Origin of the sequence: Streptomyces sp. NPDC018045, from assembly GCF_044327445.1 — a bacterium.
Classification (GTDB): domain Bacteria; phylum Actinomycetota; class Actinomycetes; order Streptomycetales; family Streptomycetaceae; genus Streptomyces.
The window spans coordinates 23,091-48,170 of record NZ_JBIRFL010000029.1; the positions used below are offsets into that span (position 1 = coordinate 23,091).

The following is a 25,080-nucleotide window of genomic DNA, read 5'->3' on the forward strand; positions in this document are numbered from 1 at the left end:
CTCCGGGGCGGCCGACGGCCTGCCCAGGCACGGCCGTGGTGCGGTGACCGATGCTGACCGCGTCCGGTGGCGCATCGGCGGGGTGCGTCTCCGGCGTCTGCCAGGGGACGCTGGGCGAGCTCTACCAAGGCCCGTCGCACTCCGGTGGGGACGGTGACCGGGACATCGCGATCGTGTCGTTCCCCGTCGACCGCCACTCCTGGGTGTACTTCACGCCGGGCGCCGCCCCCGGGAACGCACCGCCGCTCGGTGAGAAGGCGGCGACGGCCGCGCGGCTCTTCCTGGAGCACTCCGGCCTGACGCTGCCGCCCGGCCGCTGGAGCACCCACTCGGACCTGCGCGTCGGTGTGGGCATGGCCAGTTCGACGGCCGACATCGTGGCGACGCTGCGCTGTCTGTTCCGGGTCTTCTCCCTGCCGTACGACACGGGGGCCGTCCTCCGCGTCCTGTCGGCGATAGAGCGGGCCGACAGTGTGTTCCTCGACGAGTTCGCGCTCTACCTGAGCGGCCGGCACCGCGTCGTACGGCGGCTGGGCACCGGCATCGGCTTCCACACCGCCTTCGTCATGGAGCCGGGCACGGTGGACACCGCCGCGGTCACCCCGCTCCTGCGGCGGCACTACCGGCGCTGCGCCACCGAGTACGAGAAGTGTCTGACCGACCTCCTCAAGGGCTTCGCCTCGGGGGACCCGGCCGCCGTGGCCCGGGCCGCGACCTTCAGCGGAGCGCTGTCCCAGGAGGTGCTGCCCAAGCACAGCTTCGACGCCGTACTGGCCCACCGCGAGGAGTTCGGGGCGGACGGCCTCTTCGTCGCCCACACCGGCTCCCTCATCGGCTACCTCTTCAGCCGCCGTCCGGCGCCGGCCCTGAAGGGCGAGCTGTCCGCCTTCTTCCGGTCGCTCGGCCACCAGTGCTCATTCGCCCAAGGAGGCTACGCGTGACGCACCCCCACATAGCCGATGCCCTGAAGATCCCCGACCTCGTCCGGCTGTCGGACGGCATGGTGCTGCTGCGGTTCGAGTCGATGAAGATCTACTCGGCGCTGGCGGCCGTCCGGCACCTGCTCGACCGGGGCACCATCCGCCCCGGGCAGACCCTGATCGACAGTTCCAGCGGCATCTACGCCTACGCCCTGGCGCTGGCCTGCCACCGCTACGGCCTGCGGTGCCACATCGTGGCCTCGACCACCGTCGACGCCACGACGCTCGCCCAGCTCGAAATCCTCGGCGCGACGGTCGAACAGGTCAGACCGTCCCGGAATCTCAAGCTCGACCAGGAACTGCGGGTCCGGCGGGTACGGGAGATCCTCGCCGAGCGGCCCGGCGTCCACTGGATGCGCCAGTACCACGACGACATCCACTACCTGGGCTACGGGGAGGTCGCGGACCTGGTGGCCACGGCGCTGCCGGACCGGGCGCTGACCGTCGTCGGCGGGGTCGGGTCGGGGGCCTCGACCGGTGGCCTGGTGGCGCATCTGCGGCGCCGTGATCCCGACGTCCGGCTGGTCGGGGTGCAGCCGTTCGGCAGCGTCACCTTCGGGAGCCAGGACCACCACGACCCGGAGGCGATCATCGCCGGTATCGGTTCCTCGATCCCGTTCGACAACGTCCGCCACCAGTTGTACGACGCCGTGCACTGGATGGACTTCACCCACGCCATGTCCGGCGCCGTCGCCCTGCTGCGCGAGCACGCCGTCTTCGCCGGGCTGTCCACCGGCGCCGCGTACCTGACCGCCGCGTACGAGACCCGCCGCCACCCCGACCGGCTCCATCTGGTGATCGGAGCCGACACCGGCCACCGCTACGTGGAACGGGTCTACGCCCGCCACCGGGAGGCCGCGGACCTGACCGCGCTGAAGCCGACCGAGGTCGGCGGTCCCGAGGAGATGTCCATGCCCTGGTCGACGATGGCGTGGAACCGCGCCCCCTGGCCGTTGCCCCGTAAGGAGACCCGCGCATGACCGTGGTCTGCCTGGAATCGCTCACCTTCGGGCTGGGCCGCCTGGCGCGCGCCGCCGGGCGGCTCGGCGAGCCGCTGCGGCTGCTGACCCGCGACCCCGCGTACTACGCGCACGAGCTGGAGAGGCTGCCCGCGGACGCCGTCGAGGTGGTGGAGACCGACACCTTCGACACGGAGCTGGTGGCAGAGCTGCTCGGCCGGACCCCGGACCTGCGGGGCCTGATCAGCTCCACCGACACCTGGATGCTGGTCGGCGCCGCACTCACCGCCCGCTTCGGCCTCCCCGGCCTCGACCCGTCCGTACTGCGGCTGGCCCGGGACAAGGCCGCCGTACGGGACCGGCTGTTCGCGGCCGGCCTGACCCGGTCCCGCGCGGCCGAGGCGGACAGCGGCGACCCGGCGACGGCCGAGCTGCTGGTGAAGGCCGTGGGCCTGCCGGCGATCCTCAAGGACACCGCGGGCACCGGAAGTCAGAACGTCTGGCTGGTACGGGACGAGCGCGAGCTGGACGCGGCGCTGGCCGAGGCCGCCGGGCGGGAGCTGAAGGGCCGCCTCTTCGCCGAGCCGTACTTCTCCGGCCCCGTGTACAGCGCGGAGACGCTGACCTGGGCGGGACGGACCCGACTGCTGGGTGTCTCCAGCCGGCTGATGTCGCCCGAGCCGCACTTCCGGGAGGAGATCACCGCGTTCCCCGTCGCCTTCCCGGAACCGCGCCGGGCCGCTCTGGAGCGGTGGCTGGACGAGGTGCTCGCCGCGATCGGCTACACCGACCGGTTCGCCCATGTGGAGTTCGCCCTGACCACGGCCGGTCCGGAAGTGGTGGAGATCAATCCGCGGATCGGCGGCGCGCTCGTCGGTGAGGGGCTGTGCCGGGCCCTCGGCGTCAACGTGTACGAGGCGATGGTCGAGGCGGCGCTGGGAGTCCGCCCCGGGCTCATGGACGCGGCGCTGCCCGGCGGCCCCGCCTCGGCCTTCGTCCTCGGCTACCCGCAGCAGCCGGGGGTGTTCACCGGCGTCGCCGGACTCGGCCGGCTGCCGGACATGCCGGGCTCCCCCGCCTGGTACCCGGTCAAGCGGGTCGGCGATCGCGTCGAGCACCTGGGGGACAGCCGCGGCTACGCGGGGATCGTCTACGCGGAGGCGGAGACCGCCGAACTGGCCACCCACTGCGCCGTCGCGGCCGCCAACGCCGTACGCGTCCTGACGGAACCGTTCTCTGCGGCGGACGGAGCGGACGGGACGGACGCGTTGGGCGGGACGGACGAGGCGGGTGCGGCGGGTGGGGCGGACGCGGCGGCCCCTGCGGGTACGGCGGTCACAGCGGCGCACCGGGCCTCCGGTGGCTGAACGCGACGGCGGCGGCCGCGGGTTGCGCGCCACACTGTCCACCCTGACCGGGCCGCTGCGCTTCCTGCTGCTCAGCTCCTTCCTGATTCCGCTCGGCAGCTTCATGGTCCTGCCGTTCATGTCGGTCTTCCTGCACGAGCGGCTGGGGATGGGGCTCGGGGCGGTCGGTGTGGTGCTGGCCGCCGCGTCCCTCGTGCAGTTCTCGGGCGGGGTCCTCGGAGGGGCGCTCGCCGACCGGGTGGGGCTGCGGCGCACGATGGTCTGGGCGCTGGTGGTGCGCACGGCGGGCTTCGCGGCGTTCCTGGCGGCGCTGCGCTGGCCCCCGATGGCGGTGGGGGCGCTGATCCTGACCTGCTGTGGCGCCGCGCTGTACCTGCCGGCCAACAAGGCGTACCTGGTGCACGGTGTGGCCGAGGAGCGCAGGCCGGGGTTCCTTTCCGCGGGCAACGCGGCGCTCAACGCGGGGATGGCCGTGGGGCCGGTCGTCGCGGGCCCGTTCGTGCTGTCGTCCCCCGGCCCGCTGTTCGCCGTGGTGACGGCGCTGTTCGCCGTGGTCGCCGTGGGACACGCACGGCTGCCGGCCGTGGGGCGGGAGGAGGAGCGCCGCGTCCACGTTCCCGCGGCCGGCCAGGGGCTGCTGGCCGGGATCGCCGTCCTCCCCTTCGTCGCCAACGGCCTGGCGTTCTACCTGTACTTCCACTTCCAGCACTACCTCGCCGTGTACGCCGTGGCGCGGGCCTCCAGCGAGTTCTACAGCCTCGTGCTCCTGACCTGCTTCGTCCTGGTCATCGTCGTCCAGCCGCTCGCCTCGGACGGCATCCGGCGGATGAGCTACCCCGTCGCCCTGGCGGTCGGATTCGCGGGGCTGGCCGCCGGGATGGCGGTGCTGGCGTCGGGGACGCGGACCGCCCTGCTGGCGGGCGGCGTCCTGATCACGCTCGGCGACATCGTGCTCTTCCTGAAGAACGACCTGGAGGCCCTGCGCCGCAGTCCGCGTTCGGATGCCGTGGTCTTCGGGCAGCAGCGGCTCGCCGCGGGGCTGGGGGCCGGTGCCAGCGGCGTCCTGGGCGGGCAGCTCTACGGCTTCGGCGAACGCGCCGGGCACCCGGGCTGGTTCTGGCTCTTCGCCGCGGCCCAGTGCGTCCTGCTGCCACCGCTCCTGCTCGCGCTGCGGCGCGGACGGAGCGCCCCTCCCCCCGCTCCCACTGTTCACGACGACCTCACGGAAGGACCACTGGTTCCCGATGACGCACACGGGCGGATTCCAGGACGATGACTTCTGGACCGAGTTCCACGACTTCCTCTTCTCCGACCAGCGCCATGCCCAGGCCGAGGAGCTGCTCACCACCTCTCCCCTGCTGTCCTTCCCGACCGGCGCCCGGGTGCTGGACCTGTGCTGCGGGCCGGGGGTGTTCACCGTTCCGCTCGCCCGCAGGGGCTTAGGCGTGACGGGCGTCGACCGCAGCCCGGCCATGCTGGACCGCGCCCGCAAGCGGTCCGCCGACGCCGGGGTCACGGCCCGGTACGTACAGGCCGACATGCGGGAGTTCTGTGAGCCCGGTGCCTTCGACGTGGTCCTCAACATGTTCACGTCGTTTGGCTACTTCGACGACCCGGCCGACAACGCCCGCGTGCTGCGCACCCTGCACACCTGCCTGGTCCCCGGCGGCACGCTGCTCCTGGACCTGGCCGGAAAGGAACTGCTGGCCCGCAAGGTCACCCCGCCCAAAGTCGTGCGGCGCGGCGACGACCTGCTGGTGCAGACCGACACGGTGCTGGACGACTGGGCGCGGCTGCGCAGCGACTGGGTGCTCGTACGGGGCGACCGGGTGACGCGTACGAGCCTGGTGTGGTTCGTCTACAGCGCCGTGGAGCTGCGGCGGATGGCCGAGGAAGCCGGCTTCGAGGACATCGAGATCTTCGGTGGCTTCGACGGCCGTCCGTACGACCAGGACGCCGAGCGGCTGGTACTCCGGGCGGCTCGCGGGGCGTGACCGGGGCGCCTTTCCCAGGCGGAGGGCGCGCGGAGTCCGTCGCGCGCCCTTTGCCCCGAGCCCGGCCAACCGTAATATCACCTGGTCATCACCGCGACGGGAGTCAGGAAGCCGGTGCGATTCCGGCACGGTCCCGCCACTGTGACCGGGGAGTGCACCCCTGCGACAGGCCACTGCGCGCGGCGCGGGAAGGCCGGGGGAACGTCGATCCGGGAGTCAGGACACTGGCCTGTCGCGGGCCCGTTCCGAGGAGCGCGGACTCCGCAGGAGGCTTTACGTGTACGACGGCACGCCCTGTCCCCCCTTCTCTCCCCCCTCCGCCCGGCTGCGCCGGACGCGACGCGCCGCGGCACTGGCCGTGGCCCTCTCCGCCGTACTGCTGACCGGCTGCGGCACGGCGCGGGACACCGCGGGCGGCGCGCGGCCCGCGGCCTCGGCGGCGAAAGGTTTCCCGGTCACCATCGACAACTGCGGCATCCGTACCACTTACAAGAAACCGCCCTCCCGGGTGCTCACCATCCACCAGCACCCCGCCGAGCTGATGCTGGCGCTGGGGCTCCGCGACCGGATGATCGGCACCGCCTTCCCCGACTCCGCCGTCCTGCCGGAACTGCGCGCGGACTACGCGGCCATCCCGCGGCTGGCGAAGAAGGAGCCGTCCTTCGAGACCGTCCTCGAAGCCGATCCGGACTTCGTCTACGGCGGTTACGCCAGCGCGTTCGCCGAGAACGAGGGCCGCTCGCGCAAGGCTTTCGCCGACGCCGGCATCGACACCTACCTCAACCGCGAGTACTGCGGGAAGAAGCAGGTGTCCATCCGGGACACGTACGACGAGATCCGCACCATCGGCAGCATCTTCGGGGTACGGGAGCGGGCCGACAAGCTGGTCGCCGGCCTCCGGGCACGGGTGGACCGGACCACCGAGGCGGTCAAGGGCGCCCCCGCCGTACCGGTCTTCGTGTACGACAGCGGCGACAAGGCGGCTTTCACCGCCGGCGGCAAGAGCCTCGGCACCGAGATCATCCAACTCGCGGGCGGCCGGAACGTCTTCGCGGACCTGGACAAGGTCTTCGGTGACGCGTCCTGGGAGCAGGTCGTCGACCGGAAGCCCGAGGTCATCGCGATCTACGACTACACGGGGGCCGGCAGCGTCGAGCAGAAGAAGAAGTTCCTGCTGTCGCAGCCCTCGCTCGCCGACGTGCCCGCGGTGAGGAACCAGCGGTTCGTCGTCCTGCCGCTGACCGCCACCCTCGTCGGAGTGCGGCCACCGTACGCGGTGGCGGAACTGGCCCGCGCGCTGCACCCCGAGAGGTTCCGGTGACCGCCACCGCCGAGGCGGCGGCCGTACGTGACCGTCGGCCCGAGCCGAGGCCGCGCCGCCGTTCGCTCGTCATCACCCTCGTCGTCCTCACCGTGCTCCTGCTGGTCTCCGCGACGGCGGGCATGGCGATCGGGTCGGTGCACGTGCCGCCGGGCGAGGTGTGGGGCATCGTGACCCACGCGCTGGGCGCCGATTGGTCGGAGCCGGGGTGGTCCGAGGCGCGCGAGACCATCGTGCTGAACGTGCGGGCGCCGCGGGTGATCCTCGGTGCGGTGACGGGCGCGGGGCTCGCGGTGATCGGTACCGCCATGCAGGCCCTGGTACGCAATCCGTTGGCGGAGCCGTATCTGCTCGGCGTCTCCTCGGGCGCGTCCCTGGGCGCCGTCATGGTGATCGTCTTCGGGGTGAGCCTGTTCGGCCCGCTGTCGCTGTCGGCCGCCGCCTTCGCCGGCGCGCTGCTGACCCTGCTGCTCGTCTACACGACGGCCCGCGCCGGCGGCCGCATCACCTCCGTACGGCTGGTGCTGTCGGGCGTGGCGATGGCGGCCGTGCTCACGGCGGTCATGGACGTCCTGCTGCTGACCTCCGACCGGGGCAACGAGGCCCGGGCGGTCCTCGCCTGGACCCTCGGCGGCCTCGGTGGCGTGCAGTGGGGCACGCTCTGGCTGCCGGGCACGGCGCTGCTACTGGGCATCGCCGTCCTCCTGGTCCAGGCCCGGTCGCTCAACCTGCTGCTCGCGGGTGAGGAGTCCGCCACGACGATGGGGCTGGACGTGGCGCGGTTCCGGGCCCGGATGTTCGTCCTCCTCTCGCTCGTCACCGGCGTCCTGGTGGCCGCGGCCGGGCCGATCGGCTTCGTCGGCCTGATGCTGCCGCACATCGTGCGGCTGTTCGTGGGCGGCGACCACCGCCGGGTGCTGCCCGCGGCCGCACTGGCCGGTGCGGTGTTCCTGATCTGGGCCGACATCGCGGCACGGACGGTCGCCGCGCCGATGGAGATCCCCGTCGGGGTGCTGACCGCGCTGTGCGGCGGACCGTTCTTCCTGTGGCTGATGCGCCGCGACGCCCGCCGTACCGTGCGCCGAGGAGTGGCATGAGCGCGACCGAACTGACCGTTGACGGCGTCACGCTCACCGCCGGAGCACACCATCTGGTGCGGGACGTCTCCCTGACCGCCCGGCCCGGCGAGGTGGTCGGCCTGGTCGGACCCAACGGCAGCGGCAAGTCGAGTCTGCTGCGCGCCGTCTACCGGGTGCTGCGGCCCGACGCGGGACACGTCCGCGTGGACGGCGCGGACGCCTGGTCACTGCCGGTACGGCGGCTGGCCCGCACGGTGGCCGCCGTGGTGCAGGAGGCGGGCGCCGACTTCGACCTGACCGTGCGCGAGGTCGTCGCGATGGGCCGCACACCGCACAAGCGGCTGCTCGACGGGGACAGCGCCGAGGACGCCGCCCTGGTGACGTGGGCCCTGGAGTCGGTGGACGCCGCCGCGCTGGCGGACCGGTCCTTCGACCATCTCTCCGGCGGCGAGCGCCAGCGGGTGCTCATCGCCCGCGCCCTGGCCCAGCGGCCCTCCCTGCTGGTCCTCGACGAGCCGACCAACCATCTGGACGTACGGCACCAGTTGACGGTGCTCGGGGCCCTGCGCAGGCTGCCCGCCACGGTCCTGGTGGCCCTGCACGACCTGAACCTCGCCGCGTACTACTGCGACCGCCTGTACGTCCTGCGCGAGGGGGCGGTGACGGCGTCAGGGCCGCCCGTCGAGGTGCTGACCGAGGAGCTGCTGGCGGAGGTGTACGGCGTGACGGCCGAGGTCGCCGTCAACGCGCGGACGGGCGCGCCGCAGGTGTCGTTCCTGCCCGGGGAACACGACCGGCCGGCCGTCGCGATACCGGATCACTCCGGTATCTGAGTGGCCGGGGCGGTCACGGGCGGCCCGTCCGGCCGGGGCCGCCCGCCGTCGTGGCCGGAGAGGACCACGGCCAGCAGCCCGGCGATCACGGCGGCGGCAGCGACCCGGCCCACCGCCCGGGCCGTCCAGCGCAGCGGCGGGACCTCCGCCTGCCGCCCGGGCGCACCCAGGCGCTCGGCCCGGCGCGCGGGACGCAGCAGCCGGAGCAGAAGCAGCACCGCGACGGGCAGTTGCAGCAGCCACAGGGCGGTACGCGGCCACTCGTCGTACCAGACGTTGGTGCCGTACAGCAGCGTGTGCCAGACGCTCAGCACGTACACGACGATCACGAAGCGGTGCAGCCGGCGCCAGGCGGCCGCGCCGATGCGGTGCCGCACGTAGAAGAGCAGGCCCAGCGGGACGGCGAGATACAGGGCGCCCTGGCCGATGGGGATGGCCAGCTTGCCGGTCCCCGAGTCGTACCAGCCCGGTACGAAGGTGTCGGCGAACGCCGACCACAGGCGGGCCGCCCACGCCAGGCCGCCCGCGTCCCGCACCAGTTCGGCCGCGAACATCAGCGCGTGCGCGAACATCAGCGCCATCGTCGTCAGGCTCGTGGTGCGGTGCCAGCGCTCCAGCACGGCCCGGGACACGGGCAGCCGGCCGGGCCGGGGGCCGGACAGCAGCAGCCCGAGCAGCACCGTCCCCCACGACCACAGCAGCCCGGACCAGCCGAACGCCTGGCTGAGCAGGTACATCCAGTAGGTGCCGGGGTCGTCCATGAAGGGCATGACCGCGACCGTCGCGGACGCCCCGGACCGCATCCGCAGGTACAGGAAGACGAAGACGGCGACGGTGACCACCACTGCCGCGCCGGCGTCCGGCAGGGCCGCCTTGAGGTCGGCCCGCAGCGGAACACGGCCGCCGTCGCGCCTGTCCCGCACCGGTGCCGGCGGCGTACTGTCGCGGCCTGTGGTTTCGGGGTGCATTCGGGGCCTTTCGGACAGGTGTCGCCGGCGCGTCGTGCGTTGCCGTACAAGTGTGGCTGGAGAGGCTGGCGTTGCCGAGAAACTATCCGGCCAGAGCAGCCGCCCGGCCCGCTCCGCCCGGCTGCGCGTACGGGGGCGCGGCGGACCACCGTCCTTGCGTGGCGTCTGCCCTGCTCACTTCCCGGAAGCCTGCGTGAAGCGGAGCATGTTGCCGGACGGGTCGCGGAAGGCGCAGTCACGGACGCCGTACGGCTGGTCGACCGGCTCCTGCAACACCTCGCCGCCCGCGGCGCGGATGCGCTCGAAGGTGGCGTCGCAGTCCGCGGTCGAGAAGATCACGGCCCGCAGCAGGCCCTTGGCCAGCAGCTCCGCCATGGCCTCGCGGTCGGCGGGCGAGGCGTTCGGGTCGGCGAGGGGCGGTTCGAGGACGATGTTCACATCGGGCTGCGACGGTGCGCCGACGGTCACCCAGCGCATCCCCTCGAACCCGACGTCGTTGCGCACCTCCAGGCCGAGCACGTCCCGGTAGAAGGCGAGCGCCTTGTCGTGGTCGTCGACGGCGATGAAGCACGTGGAGAGGTTGATGTCCATACGGACCACGCTACGGGCGGGAAGCGGGCCTCGCTTCTCCGTTCCTGACCGGTCGCGTATAAATCTTGGCGTAGCAGGCGGGGATGGCGGCGCCGTCGTCGTGGTCGCGGGCCCGGTACGCGCTCGGGCTCTCGCCCACCAGCTCGGTGAACCGCGAGCTGAACGACCCCAGTGACGTACAGCCGACCTCGAAACAGACCTCGGTCACCGACAGGTCGCCCCGCCGCAGCAGCGCCTTGGCCCGCTCGATGCGGCGGGTCATGAGGTAGCTGTACGGCGTCTCCCCGAAGGCGGCGCGGAAGCTGCGGGAGAAGTGTCCCGTCGACATGAGCGCGGCGCGCGCCAGCGCCGGAACGTCGAGCGGCTTCGCGTACTCGCGGTCCACCAGGTCACGGGCCCGGCGGAGCCGGGTGAGGTCCTCCAGCGTCACTCGGCCATCATCCCATGGGGCCGGGGCCGGGCGTCTGGGCCCGGGGCCGGGGTCGTGGGCGGAGCCCGGGGGCCCGGGCGGAGCCGGGGGCCCGGGCGGGGCCGGGGGCCGGGGGCGTCGAAGGGCTCACGTGGTGCCGTAGACCCCGGGGCGGGGCCCTGAGCCCTACGGAATGGGCGCATAAGCCCCGCAGAAGAGGCGCACCGCCCCCAGTAGGGCATAACACCTGAACACATGTACACTTGTCGAACGAAGCCCCGCGGTTCCCCCGTCCGCGGGGCTTCGTCATGCCGTCGGCCGGTGGCCGACGAGTCACCGCGGGCTCCCACCGATCCGCACCGGGAACCCGGGAACGGCGGAAGCCCGGGAGGGCGAGTGCCAGAGCCTCGTCATGACTGCCGCTGATGACTCTTTCCGATCGTCCGGTGTCGTTTCCGAGACAACTCACGGCGGCCCGGGCATCCAGCTCGCCATACGGGCACGCACTTGGTTCGCCTGTGTGGCGCAGTGGTTCGCCGAGGAAGGCTTCGCCGTACCGGTCGCGGACGGCCGCGGCACCCCCGGCCGGGGCCCGGCCTGGGAGAAGGCCATCCACGGCGACCAGCTCATCCCCGTACCGGCGGACCGGACCGACGCACTGCACGCGGCCGTCGCGCGCTTCGCGGACCTGGACCCGTCACGGGTGGCGATCCGAGGCTGGTCGTTCGGCGGCTTCCTGGCCGCCGCTGCCGTCCTGCACCGTCCCGACGTCTTCCACGCGGCGGTCGCCGACGCCGCGCCCACGGACCAGCGGCTGTACGACACCCACTGGAAGGAGCGCTGTCTCGGCCACCCCCTGGAGGCCCCGGAGAACTACGCACGCTCCTCCCTGGTCGACCACGGCCAACTGCTGCGCTGCCCGCTGCTGCCCGTCCAGGGACTGGCGGACGACAACGTGGCCCCCGGCCCACATCCTGCGCTTCTCCGCCGAACTGCCGGCCGCCGGCCGGCAGCACAGCGTGCTGCCGCTGCCCGGAGCGGGACACGCGCCCACCGACGCGACGGTCAACGAGAATCCGCTCCGCTTCGAACGTGATTTCCTGCGCTCCGCACTCGACAAGAGCTGAACGCCCGCGCCCGCCCACCCGTATGGAACTTCCACAACGCCCAGGGGACGCACACGCCACGCAACCCGCACCACCCGCGGTGCGCGGCGCCCCCGAAGGGCATCCAGAGAGGAAGGCACGCCATGACTGAGCAGGCAACGACAGCGACGGCAGGGCGGACGGGCGCGGGGACGGCACGCCGTACGGTCGTCGCGGCGGCCGGCGCGGCGGGACTGGCCGCCGCGCTCGCGGCATGCGGGAACGGCTCGGACGGGTACGGCGACAGCGCGTCGTCCGCGCCGCCCGACACGTCGGGGGCGTCCGGGGACGACGGGGCGAAGAACGGCGACGGGGCCCCCGGGAGCGCGGGCACCGGCTCGGCCGGAGGCGTGCTGGCCAAGACCGCGGACATCCCCGAAGGCGGCGGCAAGGTCTTCAAGGACCGCAAGATCGTGGTGACGCAGCCCGCCCGGGGCGAGTTCAAGGCGTTCTCGGCGGTCTGCCGGCACCAGGGGTGCCTGGTGAACGAGGTGGCGGACGGCACGATCAACTGTCCCTGCCACGGCAGCACCTACGCCATCGAGGACGGCAGCGTACGCAAGGGCCCCGCCACCCAGGGGCTCACCGCGGCCGAGGTGAGTGTGGAGGGGGACTCGATCAAGTTGGGCTGAGGGGGAGCGTTCTGTGGGTGTCGGTGGGTGGGGCATGCGGTGGGGGGCCTGCGGTGGCGGTCGTTCCGTGGTGGTCGTTCGGTGGCCGCCAGCCGGTGGCGGTCATTCGGGGGCCGTCCGGGGACCGGACGGCCGGGTCCGTGTCCTGTTCCAGCAGGAGAGCAGGTCACCGGTGGTCGTGACAGTGGCGACGAGGGCGAGGGTGTGCCGGACCATCGCCACGGTGTAGTCGGCGGGCACGCCGGCGATGGCGTCGGCGGGCACCACCGCCGTGTACCCGAGGTTGACGGCGTCGAAGACGGCGTTGGGGATCGCCACGTTCGCCGACACCCCGACGATGACGAGGCTGCGGCAGCCGAGGTTGCGCAGCAGCGGGTCCACGTCCGTACCGGCGAGCGGCGACAGGCCGTGCAGCCTGCGGACGATCAGGTCGTCCTCGGAGACCGGTACCGGGTCGGCGATCCGTACCGCGGCCGTACCGGCGAGCTGCTGTACGGGCAGCCGCTCGGCGGCGGCGAACAGGCGCGCGTTGCGGTTGGCGCCGCGGCCGTCCGGGCGGCGCTCGGCGACGGCGTGCAGAACCTGTACGCCCGCGTCGTGCGCGGCCCCGACCAGCCGGGCCACCCGGTCCAGCGCACCGGACGTGCGGGCCGCCTCGGACAGTTCCGGCAGCGCGCCGTCCGGCCCGACGACGCCACGCTGGCACTCGACGGTGAGCAGTGCCGTCGTCACCGGATCGGTCTGTGCAAAGAGGCGGGCGTGCGATGCCATCGTCTCATCCCTTCCCGGGTCGGTCGTGCGCCAGCCGGGCCGCCGTGAGGGTGGGCCGCGTGAGCGTAGCCGCCATTGCGCGGGCGCGGAAGAGACCGGATGATTCCTGACACCCAGTCAGGCCGTACGGCGGAGGTGGACGACGGATGACCGGCACACAGCGGCGCGGGCGCCGCATCATGATGACGCCGCACGAACGGGACACCTTCCTGGCGGAGCAGCGCACGTGCCGGGTGGCCACCGTGGGCGCGGACGGCACGCCGCACGCCGGTGCCCTGTGGTTCGTCTGGGACGGCACCGCGCTCTGGCTGTACTCGGTCACCCGCAGCAAGCGGTGGGCCCAGCTACGCGAGAACCCGCGGATCGCGGTGGTCGTCGACGACGGGCACGACTACGGAGAACTGCGCGGGGTGGAACTGACCGGCAGCGCGGCCGTCGTCGGCGAGGTACCACGAGCGGGTGGCGCCCACCCGGAGCCGGAGGTGCCGGAGCTGGAGGCGCCGGAACGGTTGTTCGCCGCCAAGTATTTCGGCTTGGACCGGATGCCGCACGACGGCCGGCACGCCTGGCTGCGCCTGGTCCCGGAATCCGTCGTGTCCTGGGACTTCCGCAAGATGTCGGGGTGAGCGGGCCGCGCCGGGCGCCGCCGCGCCCCGGTGCGGCGGCCCCGTAGTGCTCCCCGCGCGGCGCCGCGTGATCGCGTTGTCGGTGGTCTCTGCCACAGTGGTGGGGTCGGCCCGTTCCGGCAGGTCCGGGGCGGCGGCACCGACGTGGGACGACGAGGACGAGGGAGACCTGGTGAACGTGCTCTTTCCGGCACTGAGCGACGCGTCGCCGCAGCCCGCGCTGCGCTTCGGCGAGCGTGCGCTCAGCTACCGCCAACTGGCCGCGGCCGCGGGCCGGCTCGCCGGCCGGCTGGACGGCCAGACCCGGGTGGCTGTCTGGGCCACGCCCACCCTGGAGACCGCGGTCGCCGTGGTGGCCGCGCTGCTCGCCGGGGCGCCCGCCGTGCCCGTCAACCCGAAGATCGGCGAGAGCGAGCTGGCGCACATCGTGTCGGACAGCGCGCCGACACTCGTGCTGGCCGAGCCGGACGCCGAACTCCCCGGCGCGCTGGCCGCCCTTCCCCGCCTCGACATCGAGCCCGCCACCGACGGCGAGGAGGTGCCGCCGCTGCCGTACGAGCCGGACGCCGAGTCCGCCGCCCTCGTCGTCTACACCTCCGGCACGACCGGCCCGCCCAAGGGCGTCGTCATCCCCCGCCGGGCGATCATCCACACCCTGGACGCGCTGGCGGAGGCGTGGCAGTGGACCGCCGACGACGTCCTCGTGCACGGCCTGCCGCTGTTCCATGTGCACGGCCTCGTGCTGGGCGTCCTCGGGCCGCTGCGGCGCGGCGGCAGCCTGCACCACCTGGGGCGGTTCAGCACCGAAGGCGTCGTCCGGGAGCTGACCGCGGACGGCACGATGCTCTTCGGCGTACCGACGATGTATCACCGCCTGGCCGTCGAGGCGGGCGAGAATCCGGCGCTGGCCAAGGCGCTGAGCCGGGCCCGTCTCCTGGTGTCCGGCTCGGCGGCGCTGCCCCGCACCGACCACGAGCGGCTCGCCACGGCCGCCGACTGCCGTGTCATCGAGCGGTACGGCATGACCGAGACGCTGATGAACACCAGCGTGCGGGCCGACGGCGAGCCCGCGCCCGGCACCGTCGGCGTACCGCTGCCCGGTGTGTACGTCCGGCTCGTCGACGAGTCCGGCGAGGCCGTCGAGGCCAGCGACGGCGAGACGGTCGGCGAGATCCAGGTCCGCGGCCCCAACCTGTTCGCCGAGTACCTCAACCGCCCGGACGCCACCGCCGCGGCCTTCGACGGCGGCTGGTTCCGTACGGGCGACATGGCGACCCGCGACGCGGCCGGCAACTACCGCATCGTGGGACGCAAGGCCACCGACCTCATCAAGAGCGGCGGCTACAAAATCGGCGCAGGCGAAATCGAGAACGCCCTGCTGGAGCACCCGGGCGTCAGCGAGGCCGCCGTGACGGGCGAGCCGGACGAGGACCTGGGCGAGCGCGTCGTCGCCTGGATCGTCCCGGCCCCGCCGTCCGAAGGCGCCGCCGCGCCGACCGATGCCGACCTCGCCGACCACGTGGCCCGCCGACTCGCACCCCACAAGCGCCCGCGCGTCGTCCACTTCCTCGACGCCCTGCCCCGCAACGACATGGGCAAGGTCCTGAAACGGGACCTCCGTGCGTAGCGAGACGCCGGGCGGCGGTTCCGGGGTCGGTGACGGCTCCGGAGCAGACGGCGGTCCCAGGGCGAGCGGCGGCTCAGGAGCAGACGGCAGTGCCGGGGCAGGTGGCGGGGAGGCGGGGGCCGCCGGTCCGGGTGGGGCCGTGAGGGGCGGATGTGCGGGCGGACCGTCCGCATCCGCCGGGCCCTCCGTGTCCGCCGGCCCATCCGCATCCGCCGGGGCGTCGCCGCGCTGGTCCGCGCGCGAGGCGGTCGCCGTGGTGACGGACGGCTTCACGGAGTTCCCCGCGCCGGGGACGGAACGGGATACGGCGTCCGGGCCCACGGGAGCCGCACCGACGCCTTTCGTGCCCGCTTCTCCCGCGCCTACGGGAGCCGGGCCGTCGGTGCCGGTACCGTCGGCAGCAGCGCCGTATGACGACGGCCCGCTCGGATGGGACGGCTACGGCTCGGCGCGGCAGCGGGCGCGGGAGCGGACCGGTGAGGACGAGTCCGTCATCAGCGGTACCGCCCGGATCGCCGGGGTGCCGACCGTCCTGGTCTCCTTCGAGTTCGGCTTCCTCGGCGGTTCCCTCGGGGAGCGCACGGGTGACCGGCTGGTGGCCGCCTGGACCCGCGCCCGGGAACTGCGCCTGCCGGTCGTGACGCTGATCGCCACGGGCGGCAGCCGGATGCAGGAGGGCATGCGGGCCCTGACCCAGCTCCAGCGGGTGGCCGCGCAGTCCGCGCTGAACCGGGCGGCGGGACTGCCGCAGGTCGCCGTGGTCCGCGATCCGACGACCGGCGGCGGCTGGGCGACGCTCGGCGCGGGCGCCGATGTCGTGCTCGCACTGCCGGGCGCGCAGGTCGGCTTCGCGGGCTCACGCGTACGGCCGGTGGACGCCGACCCGTACGCGTACAGCGCCGAAGGCCAGTTGGCGGCCGGCCAGGTCGACGCCGTCGTCCCGCCGGACGACTTGCGCGCGGTGCTCGGCCGCTGGCTGCGCCTGCTGGCTCCGGGAGGCGGGACGGACGGGGCGACGGAGGCGCCAGGTACGCCGTCCGACCGGGCACCGAGCATGGCAGCGGGCCCCACCGCAGAGGCCGCGCCGCCCCCGTGCGCACTCGGGACAGCCGGCCTCCCGGCGTCCGGCTGGGAGGCGGTGTGCTCGGCCCGTGACGTGCGGCGCCCCCGCGCCACCGCCTATCTGGACGCGTATTTCGACTGGCGCGAGGAGATCAGCGGCGACCGCAGCGGCGGCACCGACCCGGGCATACGCTGCGGGTTCGGCCGACGCGACGGGCGCACGATCGCGTTCGCCGCCCAGTGCGGCACGGCCGTACGTCCTGCGGGGTTCCGTACGGCAGCCCGGCTGATCCGGATGGCGGACCGGCTCGGCATACCGGTGCTCACGCTCATCGACACCCCGGGCGCGGCCAACGACCCGGCAGCCGAACGGGCCGGCGCAGGCGCCGCCATCGCGGACGTCTTCGCCACGCTGGCATCGGTCCGTACGCCTGTGACGTCCCTGTTGATCGGAGAGGGCGGTTCCGGTGGGGCGCTGGCCCTGGCCGCGCCGGGCCGGCTGTGGGCGACGCCGGACAGCTACTTCTCCGTCATCGCCCCGGAAGCGGCCGCCGCCATCCTCAAGCGCGCCACCGACGCGGCACGCGGCACGGCCGACCAACTCCGCGTCCGCCCGCAGGATTTGCTGGAGCTGGGCCTGATCCGGGGCGTCGTTCCGCCGCTCACTGCCGGGTGACTTCCGGAAGCCTCTGGCGTCACAACGACCCATGGAAGCCCTCCTCGTCCGCCCCGTCCGCCCCGTCCGCCCCGTCCGCCCCGTCCGCCCCGTCCGGCCCGTCCGGCCCGTCCGGCCGGGGGAACTCGGTGCCGTCGCCGCGCTCCGGTGGTAGTGGGCGCGGGAGACCGGTGGGCCACCCGTCACCACGCGCGAGGATGTCACGCGTCGTCTCGTGGCGCGGGCGCGGCAGAACGCGTCCTCGCACCACCGCTTGGTCACGGTGCGCGGCGACGCGGTCATCGAAATGGCGTGGCTGAAGGTCACCCGACGCGTACCGCCCCCGCACGCTGGGCCGGGCGTCGGGTGGCGTGCAGTGTGTATACGTGCTTCCACACGAGCGGGACGGCGGCCCGAGCGGACGGCTTACCAACGCGCTCGATCTGCGTGCTCGATCAGCGCGCACGATCTCCGCGTTCGCCCCGGACAGCGCCTAGCGGACGTCCGCGATCACGGCGGCCGCTGCCGCCTACCAAGCTGGACCGGACCAGGCCGAACCAAATCGGGCCGGGCCAGGTCGGGCCGGGCCAGGTCGGACCCCGTCGGACCGGACCGTACGCGACCACTTCGATGATCCACTCGTCCGCATGCGGCCGCAACGCGACCCATACCCGGCCGTACACCGACCGCAGGCGTCATCGCGCCGGTCGAGAGCGCCTGGTTCCCGGGAATCAGCGGCCTTCGACCTCCTGGCCCGCCACACGCAGCGCGGCGACCGCGGCACGGATGGACGGCCGCCGGTCGGCGTCGGCGCGCCAGATCGCGTAGACGTGCCGCCGCATCGTGTGCCGTACGGGCACCACGCTCACCCCGTCCGGTACCGGCCCGCGCCCCAGCCGGGGAGCCACCGCGACACCCAGCCCGGCTCCGATCAGCGCCAGTTGGGTGTGGTGCTCCTCCACCATGTGCGAGATGCGCGGTTCGATCCCCTGGCCGCGCAGGGTGAACATCAGCCAGTCGTGGCAGAACTCGCCCTGAGGCCAGGAGATCCACTCGTCGTCGGCGAGCTCCGCCAGTTCGACCGAGTCGCGGTGCGCCAAGGGGTGGTCGGCGGGCATGGCGACATCGGCGGGGTCATTCAAGATCGGCGCCTTCGCCAGCCCCTCCGGCAGCGAGAGCGGCCGGTTGTGCCAATCCAGGACGACACCCAGGTCGATGTCACCGCGCACCACGCACCGCACCGAGGCGTCCGGCTCCATCTCCCGCAGGTGCGGGCGGAGTTGCGGGTGCTCGGCACGGAGCCCGGCCAAAGCGGCGGGGAACAGCCCACGCGCCGCGGTGGGAAAGGCGCCGAGCCGCAACTCACCGACGGCCTGGCCACGGTGGGCCTCCAGTTCGGCCTGGGCCAGCTCGACCTGCGAGAGGATCCGTACGGCATGATCGGCCAGGAGTCTGCCGGCATCGGTCAGCCGCACGCCACGGCCGTTCTTCGCCAGCAGTTGCTGGCCCGTCTCCCGCTCCAGCTTGGCGAGTTGCTGCGAGACGGCGGAGGTGGTCACATGCAGGCCGTCCGCCGCCGCGCTCACCGAGCCGTGCCGGGCCACCGCGCTCAGCGTCCGCAGGCGATCAAGGTTCAACATGTAAGCAATGCTAAGTGATACCCCCTATGAAAACTCGCTTGTGCTACGAAATTGCGGACCGCATCGTAGTCCCCATGAGCACCGCCGCCCCTTCCGGAACCGACACGGCCCCTGCTCCTCCGGGAGCCACTCCGCCCGTCGATATACCCCCTCCCCCGGCCCGCACCACCCCGGACACCGCCCCGACCCGCAACGCCGCGCGGCCGGCCGTGGTACGCCGCGCCCTCGACTGGCGCCTGCGATTCGGGGCCCTGTGCCTGGTCTGGGGCTTCAGCTTTCTCTTCATCAAGGTCGGCACACAGGCCTACGCTCCTTTGCACGTCACCTTCGGCCGGGTGGCGTTCGGTTCGGTGGTGCTCGTCGCCGTACTGGTCGCCAAGCGTGAGCGACTGCCCCGCTCCGCGCGGACCTGGGGCCATCTGGCGGTCGCCGCGTTCTTCCTCAACGCCCTCCCCTTCTCCCTCTTCGCCTACGCCGAACTGACCATTCCGTCCACCCTGGCCGGCGTCTGCAACGCCAGCTCCCCGCTGTGGGGCATGGCGCTCTCCCTGGTCGCCCTCTCCGAGGACCGGCCCACCCGCCGTCGCGTCGCGGGGCTCGGGCTCGGCTTCCTGGGCGTACTGACCGTGCTCGGCGCCTGGCAGGGTTTCTCCGGTACGGACCCGACGGGCACGGCCATGGCCCTGGGCGCGTCCCTGAGCTACCCCATCGGCTGGATCTACGTCCGGCGTACCCTGGCCGGCGTCAAGGACTCCAACGTGGCCCTCTCCAGCACCCAGATGCTGCTGGCCACCGTCCAGGTCGGCGTGGTGACCGCGCTCTTCACCTCCGCTCCGGTGTCCTACCCGGCCGTCCCCCTCCTCGCCGTCCTCGCGCTCGGCGCCCTGGGCACCGGCTTCGCCTTCCTGTTGCAGTACGGCTTGGTGGCGGAGGTGGGGCCCACCACCGCCCAGATGGTCACCTACTTCGTCCCCGTGATCGCCACCACGGCCGGTGTCACGCTGCTCGGCGAACAGCTCAGTTGGAACACTCCCGTCGGGGCGGTGATCGTCCTGGCCGGCGCCGCCTTGACCCAGAGCCGCCGCCGCGTCGGCCGCCGCCCCGCCCGGCGCGGCGGCGGCCGGCCGGCGGACGAGGCGACGCCATAAGGCCGTACGTCACAGCGGCTACCGACGGACGAGCGACGCAACGCCGGGCAGTGCGGATCGGGCACCCGGGCCGCACCGGTTCCTCAAGCCCGGCCGAGACCGACCCGAGGCGGCCCGAGGCGGCCCTAGGCGGCAAGGCGGCTCGGGCCGACCGGGACCGGCCGCGAGTCGCCTCAGGACCGCTTCAAGATCGGCCTGGGCCCCGGCCCGGAGTCATCTCAGGACCGGCCTAGAACCGACCCTGAGGCGCCTCAGGACCGGCACGAGAACGACCTAGGGCCGACCCGGACTCGGCTCAGGACCGACCCGGGGGCGCCTCAGGACCCGTTCAAGACCGACCTGGATCCGGTTCGGGACCGGCATAGGACCGACCCGACGCGCCCCGGCACCCCGCACCCCCGCCATCGGTCAGGCATATCCCGAGAAGGCCCCGGCAGACGGTCAGCCGCCACCGCCCGAAGAGCCCACCCCACCCCCGTACGCGATCATCTCCGCCGTCACCGCCCAGCGTTCGTGGTCGCGCCACGCACCGTCCACGTACTGGAAGCGCGGGGAGTAGCCCTCCAGCCGGAACCCCAGCCGTTCGACGAGCCGGACGGAAGAGGCGTTGCCGGGCTGGATGTTGGCCTCCAGCCGGTGCAGCCCCAGCTCGGTGAAGGCGTACTCGACGACGAGGCGCACGCCCTCGGTCATATAGCCGTGCCCGGTGGTGGACGCATAGGCGACGTAGCCGAGGGATCCGCTCTGGATGCCGCCCCGCACGATGTGGTTGATATTGACGCCGCCGACGATCGCGCCGCTGTCCCGGAGGCACACCACGAAGCCCTCGTGAGCGGCCTGGTCGAACTTGGCGACGTACGCGCGGAAGGCCTCCTCACCGGTGTCCCTCGCGGGGACCCACGGGTGGTGCAGTGCGGCGCTCTCACGGTCGAGGGCCGCGATCTCCTCCCGGTCCTGGAAGGAGATCCGCCGAACGGCCACCCGTGGGCCACGGACAAGAAAGCTCTGATCAGGCATCGTGCGATGGTAACCAGCATGATTTCCCCCCTCTTCAGGCCAGTTGGCCTGTCGGTCTGCCGCTCCATGGGCGGCGCCGGACGGGCTTGAGGCGCGAGCGGCTTCGAGCGTGCGGCACGCTCCTGACCGGGCACCCCGTGGGGCGCACCGCTGCCGCGGCGCCCGCGATCACTTCAGTCGTAGCGGCGCGCCTCCTTCGGCTCGACGGCGGAGGCGATGGCGTCCGCCAGCGTCAGCAGTTCGTCCTCCGCGAGGCCCGCAACGGTGACGCGTATACCGGGCGGTGAGTGCATACGGAAACGCGCTCCGGGCGCGACGGCCCAGCCCGCGTGCAACAGGCGGGCGACCGCGCCGGTTTCGTCGGGCACCGGAATCCATACGTTCATCCCGCTGCGTCCTCGCGCCCGGATTCCACGGGCCGCCAAGGCGTCGATCAGGGCATCCCGGCGCCTGCCGTAGGCGCTCGCGACGGCCTTCGGGTCGACCGCCCCCTCACGCCACAGGTGCACCATCGCGTCCTGTAGGAGATGGCTCACCCAGCCGGGCCCGAGCCGCTGGCGCCCGCGCACCCGGTCCACGGTCACGGCGTCACCGGTCAGCACGGCCAGCCGCAGGTCGGGACCGTACGCCTTGGCGGCGGAGCGGATGAGCGCCCAGTGGTCCGTGGCACCTGCGAGCGGGTGCAGCGGGGCGTTGACGATGTCGTGTCCGTGGTCGTCCTCCATCAGCAGCACGTCCTGGTGGCCCGCCAGCACCTCGCGCAGTTCCCGGGAGCGCCCGGAGCTGAGCACCGCGCCCGTCGGATTCTGCGCCCGGTCCGTGACGACCAGGGCGCGGGCACCCTCGCGCATCGCCCGGCCGACCTGCTCGGGCAGCGGTCCTTCGTCGTCCACCGCGACCGGCACGGCCCGCAGGCCGAGGCCCGGGATGAGATCCAGCAGGCTCCCCCAGCCCGGGTCCTCGACCGCGACCGCGTCACCGGGACGCAGATGCGCGCCGAGCACGCGCTCCATCGCGTCCAGCGCGCCGGAGGTGACGGCGATGGCACCGCTCGGCACCCCGTCCGCCTCGAAGGCGGCGCGGGCCATCCGTTCGAGCTCCGTACCGACGGCGGGGGCACCGTAGAGCGTGGGCCGCTCCGCGCTGCGGGCGGCGGCCGCGGCCAGCGCCTGCCCGAGGGCGGGCAGCAGCGCGGGGTCGGGATTCCCGGAGGCCGCGTCGCGCACGCCGGGCGGCACGGGACCCAGGGCCGCCTCGCGGGCCGTACTGGCCGGCCGCGGGCGCACCCGGCTGCCGCGGCGGCCCGCCGTCTCGATCACCCCCCGGTCCCGCAGTGTCCGGTACGCGGACGCCACCGTATTGGGATTGACCTCCAGATAGACGGCCAACTCCCGCAGCGGGGGCAGGACTTCGCCCGGTTGGAGCTCGCCCGCACCGACGGCTTGCTCGACACTGGCGGCAATCTCCGATGCGCGCCGCCCTTCGATCCGATACTCTCCTAGCACAAAACCCAGTATGCACTAGTGCAATGGAGAACGCAATGCCCCAGGCGCCCCAGGACCCGTCCTTCGCCCGGACGGAGCGCACCGTACCGACCCGCGCCCGCGAGCGCGCCGTCTATGACCACGAGACCGTGCACGCCATCCTCGACGCCGGTTACCTGTGCCACCTCGGTTTCATCCGCGACGGCGCCCCGGTCGTCCTGCCCACGCTCTACGGCCGGGTCGGCAACCGCCTCTACCTCCACGGCTCGACCGGTTCGCGCCCGCTGCGCATGGCCGGTGAGACGACCGACCCCGGCCTGCCCGTGTGCGTCACGGTCACCCACGTCGACGGCCTGGTCCTGGCCAGGTCCGCCTTCCACCACTCGATCAACTACCGCAGTGTCGTCGTCCACGGCACCGCCCACCAGGTCACCGGCCACGACGAGAAGACGGCCGCACTCGACGCCCTGGTCGACCACGTCCTGCCGGGCCGCGCCGCCGACTCCCGGCCGGCGAACGCCAAGGAACTGGCCGCCACCGCCGTCATCCGCCTCGACCTGGACGAGGTCTCCGCCAAGATCCGCGCCGGCGGCCCGAACGACGAGCCCGAGGACCTTCCGCTTCCCTACTGGACCGGCGTCCTGCCGGTCGCCCCCGTGTACGGGGCCCCGGTCCCGGCCGACGACCTCGCCCCGGGCATCGCCGAACCCTCCTACCTCACCGCACGCTGAAGGAGGAGCGCATGCTGATCCACCCGTGGGACGCCCCCACCGACGACATCGAGTGGCAGGACTGGCTGGCCGGCCACAACTTCGGCCAGCTCGCCGTCAACGGCCCGCCCGGCAGCCCGCCCCTCGTCCAGCCCCTGCACTTCGCCTACGACCCGGCCCGCCGCGAAGCCGTCACCCACCTCGCCCGCCCCAACCCGATATGGCGGGCGCTGGAAGCTGCTCCGGCCGTCCTGCTCAGCGTCGTGGACGACTACGTCTTCATACCGGGGCCGTGGCAGGCCGCCGAGGAGGCTCCGCCCGAGCACGGCGTCCCGACCAGCTTCTACGCCGCCGTACAACTCACCTGCACGGCGCACGTCGTGGACGACCCGAAGGAGAAGGCCGCGCTGCTGGAACGCCAGATGGGCCACTTCCAGCCCGAGGGTGGTTCGGCGCCGGTCGCCGCGGACGGCCCGCCGTACGGACGGCAACTGCCCGGCATCCGGGGGCTGCGGCTGGTCATCACGGACGTACGGGCCAAGTTCAAGTACGCGGGCAAGCGGAGCGAGACCGTGCAGCGCCGGATTTCGGACCGCCTTGCCGAGCGGGCCGCGCCCCGTGACGCGCAGGCCCGCGCCCATCAGCTAAGGCGGCTGGCAGCCGGACGTAGCTGACGGCCCACGGGACACGCGGAGCGGGCGAGGACGCCGACCGCGGGCAGGAGCGGACGGCGGGGGGGCGGACGGCGAGGGCCGCGCCGCCCCCGGGCCGGTCAGCGCGCCGTGGCCGTCCGCGCCCGGCCCGTACGCGCCGCCACCGCGCCCCGCGCCTCGCACACGGCCAGCCCCGCGACGGCCGCGAGCAGCACACACGTACCGACCACCGTGCCCGCCGTCAGCTCCTCCCCCAGGAAGAGCACCGCGATCACCGCCGCGGACACCGGCTCGACCAGCGAGATCACCGACGCCGTCGCCGCGCGCACGGCCGCCAGGCCCGCGAAGTACAGGCCATAGCCCAAGGCCGTCGGCACGGCGGCGATGTAGCCCATCAGCCAGAGGCTGCGGCCCAGTTCGTGCGCCTGCGGCCACAGCCCCTCCGCCGCGGCGAGCGGCAGCAGGCAGACGGCTCCGACGGCAAAGGCGCTGATCGTGGAGCCGTACGGATCGGCGACGGCACCGGCCCGCCCCGGACGGCGCATCGTCAGCGTCATCACGGCGCAGCCCGCGGCGGACAGCAGCGCCAGGGCGACCCCGGAGGGCCGCACCGTACCGGAATCAGCGCCTCCGAGAACCAGTACGGCCAGTCCGGACAGCGCGCCCGCGACCGCCAGGACTCCTCCGGCACCGAGCCGTTCGCCCATGGTCAGCCGCGCGCCGAGGGCGATGAGGACGGGCCCGGCACCCATGGTCACGACCGTGCCCACGGCCAGGCCCGTGCTCTCGACGGCCGCGAAGTACGCGGCCTGGAAGACGGCCAGAGCGATCCCGGTGGCCGTGGTCCGCGCGACCCGGCGCCACAGCGGGCCCTCCGGGGGCACGGGACGTGCAGGCCGAGCAACGGGATCCGGCGCGCTCACCGCCCGGCGGCGCAGCACCGCCCGCACGGCCGACAACAACAGCAGGCCGCCGACAGTGCGCCAGAAGGTGAGCGCGACAGGGCCCAGGCCGCTGCTGCGGTAGAGGAGGGAGGCGGCCGCGCCCGCCGTACCCCAGGCGGTCGCGGCGACGGTCACGTACAACAGGCCCCGGCCCACAGGCAGGGCAGGGGAAGAGACACCATGCATGGCTGTGCTTCTCCGGGAGATCCGGGACGGCGCCGAGCGCCGTGGAATGGTCGCGTGGTCCCGTGTGCGGACAGCAGCAACCGGCCCGGGGCGGGGCATGCCCTTTGGAGCGCCCCAGGACCGGGCCAGGTTCTCTCTCGGAGACCGCCGCCCGCGCTACGCGGCCGGCGGGGGAAGCACAGTCAATCGCATGATCGGCACTCTAAGAGGCGCGTCGGCCGTTCGACAAGCCCCGGCTGTCGCCGAGAGCCGATGTGCCGTCCGTACGGTCGCGATCAC

At 73.3% G+C, this 25,080-nt stretch carries 24 protein-coding genes, 1 pseudogene and 1 riboswitch; of the genes and pseudogenes, 16 read left to right on the forward strand and 9 right to left on the reverse strand.

Annotated features, from left to right (window positions below; genetic code table 11):
- Positions 1 to 50 precede the first annotated feature (50 nt).
- The 8 genes from ACH4EB_RS33765 to ACH4EB_RS33800 all read left to right on the forward strand — a co-directional run bounded on the left by ACH4EB_RS33765 (position 51) and on the right by ACH4EB_RS33800 (position 8,533).
- Positions 51 to 941, forward strand: a complete 891-nt coding sequence (locus ACH4EB_RS33765) for a hypothetical protein (protein WP_398352077.1) — start codon at positions 51 to 53, stop codon at positions 939 to 941.
- Entirely contained in the window at positions 938 to 1,960 is a 1,023-nt protein-coding gene (locus ACH4EB_RS33770; RefSeq protein ID WP_398352078.1) for a cysteine synthase family protein, read from the forward strand. Before ACH4EB_RS33765 ends, ACH4EB_RS33770 begins: the two co-directional genes overlap by 4 nt.
- Positions 1,957 to 3,306, forward strand: a complete 1,350-nt coding sequence (locus ACH4EB_RS33775) for an ATP-grasp domain-containing protein (RefSeq protein WP_398352079.1) — start codon at positions 1,957 to 1,959, stop codon at positions 3,304 to 3,306. The genes ACH4EB_RS33770 and ACH4EB_RS33775 overlap by 4 nt, the downstream gene beginning before the upstream one ends.
- Entirely contained in the window at positions 3,299 to 4,582 is a 1,284-nt protein-coding gene (locus ACH4EB_RS33780) for an MFS transporter (RefSeq protein ID WP_398352080.1), read from the forward strand. Before ACH4EB_RS33775 ends, ACH4EB_RS33780 begins: the two co-directional genes overlap by 8 nt.
- Positions 4,551 to 5,300: a class I SAM-dependent methyltransferase gene (locus ACH4EB_RS33785; RefSeq protein ID WP_398352082.1), complete on the forward strand. Its 750-nt coding sequence runs from the start codon at positions 4,551 to 4,553 to the stop codon at positions 5,298 to 5,300. Before ACH4EB_RS33780 ends, ACH4EB_RS33785 begins: the two co-directional genes overlap by 32 nt.
- Positions 5,301 to 5,365: 65 nt before the next feature.
- A riboswitch (cobalamin riboswitch) is annotated at positions 5,366 to 5,548 on the forward strand.
- 29 nt (positions 5,549 to 5,577) lie between these two features.
- Positions 5,578 to 6,621, forward strand: a complete 1,044-nt coding sequence (locus ACH4EB_RS33790; RefSeq protein ID WP_398352083.1) for an ABC transporter substrate-binding protein — start codon at positions 5,578 to 5,580, stop codon at positions 6,619 to 6,621.
- On the forward strand, positions 6,618 to 7,718 hold the full coding sequence (locus ACH4EB_RS33795; protein ID WP_398352084.1) for a FecCD family ABC transporter permease: 1,101 nt from the start codon (positions 6,618 to 6,620) through the stop codon (positions 7,716 to 7,718). Before ACH4EB_RS33790 ends, ACH4EB_RS33795 begins: the two co-directional genes overlap by 4 nt.
- The gene (locus ACH4EB_RS33800; RefSeq protein WP_398352085.1) at positions 7,715 to 8,533 is read left to right on the forward strand and encodes an ABC transporter ATP-binding protein; all 819 of its coding nucleotides are present in this window, start codon (positions 7,715 to 7,717) and stop codon (positions 8,531 to 8,533) included. Before ACH4EB_RS33795 ends, ACH4EB_RS33800 begins: the two co-directional genes overlap by 4 nt.
- Here ACH4EB_RS33800 and ACH4EB_RS33805 read toward each other — a convergent pair.
- The 3 genes from ACH4EB_RS33805 to ACH4EB_RS33815 all read right to left on the reverse strand — a co-directional run bounded on the left by ACH4EB_RS33805 (position 8,518) and on the right by ACH4EB_RS33815 (position 10,522).
- On the reverse strand, positions 8,518 to 9,501 hold the full coding sequence (locus ACH4EB_RS33805) for a ferric reductase-like transmembrane domain-containing protein (RefSeq protein ID WP_398352087.1): 984 nt from the start codon (positions 9,499 to 9,501) through the stop codon (positions 8,518 to 8,520). The genes ACH4EB_RS33800 and ACH4EB_RS33805 overlap by 16 nt on opposite strands.
- A gap of 174 nt (positions 9,502 to 9,675) precedes the next feature.
- Positions 9,676 to 10,092, reverse strand: a complete 417-nt coding sequence (locus ACH4EB_RS33810; protein WP_398352088.1) for a VOC family protein — start codon at positions 10,090 to 10,092, stop codon at positions 9,676 to 9,678.
- A 10-nt stretch (positions 10,093 to 10,102) separates the two neighbouring features.
- On the reverse strand, positions 10,103 to 10,522 hold the full coding sequence (locus tag ACH4EB_RS33815; RefSeq protein ID WP_398352090.1) for a helix-turn-helix transcriptional regulator: 420 nt from the start codon (positions 10,520 to 10,522) through the stop codon (positions 10,103 to 10,105).
- A gap of 445 nt (positions 10,523 to 10,967) precedes the next feature.
- Between ACH4EB_RS33815 and ACH4EB_RS33820 the strand changes: the two are divergent.
- Both ACH4EB_RS33820 and ACH4EB_RS33825 read left to right on the forward strand, forming a co-directional pair.
- Positions 10,968 to 11,628, forward strand: a pseudogene (locus ACH4EB_RS33820) (alpha/beta hydrolase family protein); the annotation flags it as partial.
- Between the two features lie 122 nt (positions 11,629 to 11,750).
- Complete coding sequence (locus ACH4EB_RS33825; RefSeq protein ID WP_398352091.1) at positions 11,751 to 12,278, forward strand: Rieske (2Fe-2S) protein; 528 nt, start codon at positions 11,751 to 11,753, stop codon at positions 12,276 to 12,278.
- A 102-nt stretch (positions 12,279 to 12,380) separates the two neighbouring features.
- Here ACH4EB_RS33825 and ACH4EB_RS33830 read toward each other — a convergent pair whose 3' ends face one another.
- Positions 12,381 to 13,049 carry a cysteine hydrolase gene (locus tag ACH4EB_RS33830; RefSeq protein ID WP_398352092.1) on the reverse strand — a complete coding sequence of 223 codons (669 nt, stop codon included), beginning with the start codon at positions 13,047 to 13,049 and terminating at the stop codon, positions 12,381 to 12,383.
- 146 nt (positions 13,050 to 13,195) lie between these two features.
- On the opposite strand from ACH4EB_RS33830, the gene ACH4EB_RS33835 reads away from it, so the two are divergent.
- The 3 genes from ACH4EB_RS33835 to ACH4EB_RS33845 all read left to right on the forward strand — a co-directional run bounded on the left by ACH4EB_RS33835 (position 13,196) and on the right by ACH4EB_RS33845 (position 17,040).
- Positions 13,196 to 13,675, forward strand: coding sequence for a pyridoxamine 5'-phosphate oxidase family protein (locus ACH4EB_RS33835; protein ID WP_398352094.1), 480 nt, complete (start codon positions 13,196 to 13,198; stop codon positions 13,673 to 13,675).
- Positions 13,676 to 13,847: 172 nt separating this feature from the next.
- Positions 13,848 to 15,302: an acyl-CoA synthetase gene (locus tag ACH4EB_RS33840; RefSeq protein ID WP_398352096.1), complete on the forward strand. Its 1,455-nt coding sequence runs from the start codon at positions 13,848 to 13,850 to the stop codon at positions 15,300 to 15,302.
- Positions 15,303 to 15,684: 382 nt separating this feature from the next.
- Positions 15,685 to 17,040 carry a carboxyl transferase domain-containing protein gene (locus ACH4EB_RS33845; protein WP_398352098.1) on the forward strand — a complete coding sequence of 452 codons (1,356 nt, stop codon included), beginning with the start codon at positions 15,685 to 15,687 and terminating at the stop codon, positions 17,038 to 17,040.
- 19 nt (positions 17,041 to 17,059) lie between these two features.
- Here the strand turns inward: ACH4EB_RS33845 and ACH4EB_RS33850 are convergent, their stop codons facing one another.
- Positions 17,060 to 17,287, reverse strand: coding sequence for a hypothetical protein (locus ACH4EB_RS33850; RefSeq protein WP_398352099.1), 228 nt, complete (start codon positions 17,285 to 17,287; stop codon positions 17,060 to 17,062).
- A gap of 463 nt (positions 17,288 to 17,750) precedes the next feature.
- Positions 17,751 to 18,659, reverse strand: coding sequence for a LysR family transcriptional regulator (locus ACH4EB_RS33855; RefSeq protein WP_398352101.1), 909 nt, complete (start codon positions 18,657 to 18,659; stop codon positions 17,751 to 17,753).
- A gap of 38 nt (positions 18,660 to 18,697) precedes the next feature.
- Here ACH4EB_RS33855 and ACH4EB_RS33860 point away from each other — a divergent pair, with 38 nt between their 5' ends.
- A complete protein-coding gene (locus ACH4EB_RS33860; protein WP_398352103.1) occupies positions 18,698 to 19,807 on the forward strand; it encodes a DMT family transporter in 1,110 nt (369 codons plus the stop codon).
- A gap of 441 nt (positions 19,808 to 20,248) precedes the next feature.
- Here ACH4EB_RS33860 and ACH4EB_RS33865 read toward each other — a convergent pair whose 3' ends face one another.
- Together ACH4EB_RS33865 and ACH4EB_RS33870 are read right to left on the reverse strand one after the other, a co-directional pair.
- A complete protein-coding gene (locus tag ACH4EB_RS33865; RefSeq protein WP_398352105.1) occupies positions 20,249 to 20,824 on the reverse strand; it encodes a GNAT family N-acetyltransferase in 576 nt (191 codons plus the stop codon).
- A 173-nt stretch (positions 20,825 to 20,997) separates the two neighbouring features.
- On the reverse strand, positions 20,998 to 22,329 hold the full coding sequence (locus tag ACH4EB_RS33870) for an aminotransferase class I/II-fold pyridoxal phosphate-dependent enzyme (protein ID WP_398352107.1): 1,332 nt from the start codon (positions 22,327 to 22,329) through the stop codon (positions 20,998 to 21,000).
- Between the two features lie 35 nt (positions 22,330 to 22,364).
- Here ACH4EB_RS33870 and ACH4EB_RS33875 point away from each other — a divergent pair, with 35 nt between their 5' ends.
- Positions 22,365 to 23,039 (forward strand): pyridoxamine 5'-phosphate oxidase family protein, encoded by a 675-nt coding sequence (locus ACH4EB_RS33875; RefSeq protein WP_398352108.1) that lies wholly within the window; start codon positions 22,365 to 22,367, stop codon positions 23,037 to 23,039.
- 11 nt (positions 23,040 to 23,050) lie between these two features.
- Positions 23,051 to 23,692 carry an FMN-binding negative transcriptional regulator gene (locus ACH4EB_RS33880; RefSeq protein ID WP_398352109.1) on the forward strand — a complete coding sequence of 214 codons (642 nt, stop codon included), beginning with the start codon at positions 23,051 to 23,053 and terminating at the stop codon, positions 23,690 to 23,692.
- 98 nt (positions 23,693 to 23,790) lie between these two features.
- Here ACH4EB_RS33880 and ACH4EB_RS33885 read toward each other — a convergent pair whose 3' ends face one another.
- Positions 23,791 to 24,801, reverse strand: coding sequence for a DMT family transporter (locus tag ACH4EB_RS33885; RefSeq protein WP_398352111.1), 1,011 nt, complete (start codon positions 24,799 to 24,801; stop codon positions 23,791 to 23,793).
- Positions 24,802 to 25,080 lie beyond the last annotated feature (279 nt).

Coding starts and splice junctions, on each gene's coding strand:
- ACH4EB_RS33785 (WP_398352082.1), top strand. CDS start 4,551: ATGACGCACACGGGCGGATTCCAGGACGATGACTTCTGGACCGAGTTC.
- ACH4EB_RS33880 (WP_398352109.1), top strand. CDS start 23,051: ATGCTGATCCACCCGTGGGACGCCCCCACCGACGACATCGAGTGGCAG.
- ACH4EB_RS33855 (WP_398352101.1), bottom strand. CDS start 18,659: ATGTTGAACCTTGATCGCCTGCGGACGCTGAGCGCGGTGGCCCGGCAC.
- ACH4EB_RS33865 (WP_398352105.1), bottom strand. CDS start 20,824: ATGCCTGATCAGAGCTTTCTTGTCCGTGGCCCACGGGTGGCCGTTCGG.
- ACH4EB_RS33835 (WP_398352094.1), top strand. CDS start 13,196: ATGACCGGCACACAGCGGCGCGGGCGCCGCATCATGATGACGCCGCAC.
- ACH4EB_RS33765 (WP_398352077.1), top strand. CDS start 51: ATGCTGACCGCGTCCGGTGGCGCATCGGCGGGGTGCGTCTCCGGCGTC.
- ACH4EB_RS33805 (WP_398352087.1), bottom strand. CDS start 9,501: ATGCACCCCGAAACCACAGGCCGCGACAGTACGCCGCCGGCACCGGTG.
- ACH4EB_RS33830 (WP_398352092.1), bottom strand. CDS start 13,049: ATGGCATCGCACGCCCGCCTCTTTGCACAGACCGATCCGGTGACGACG.
- ACH4EB_RS33875 (WP_398352108.1), top strand. CDS start 22,365: ATGCCCCAGGCGCCCCAGGACCCGTCCTTCGCCCGGACGGAGCGCACC.
- ACH4EB_RS33825 (WP_398352091.1), top strand. CDS start 11,751: ATGACTGAGCAGGCAACGACAGCGACGGCAGGGCGGACGGGCGCGGGG.
- ACH4EB_RS33810 (WP_398352088.1), bottom strand. CDS start 10,092: ATGGACATCAACCTCTCCACGTGCTTCATCGCCGTCGACGACCACGAC.
- ACH4EB_RS33800 (WP_398352085.1), top strand. CDS start 7,715: ATGAGCGCGACCGAACTGACCGTTGACGGCGTCACGCTCACCGCCGGA.
- ACH4EB_RS33885 (WP_398352111.1), bottom strand. CDS start 24,801: ATGCATGGTGTCTCTTCCCCTGCCCTGCCTGTGGGCCGGGGCCTGTTG.
- ACH4EB_RS33775 (WP_398352079.1), top strand. CDS start 1,957: ATGACCGTGGTCTGCCTGGAATCGCTCACCTTCGGGCTGGGCCGCCTG.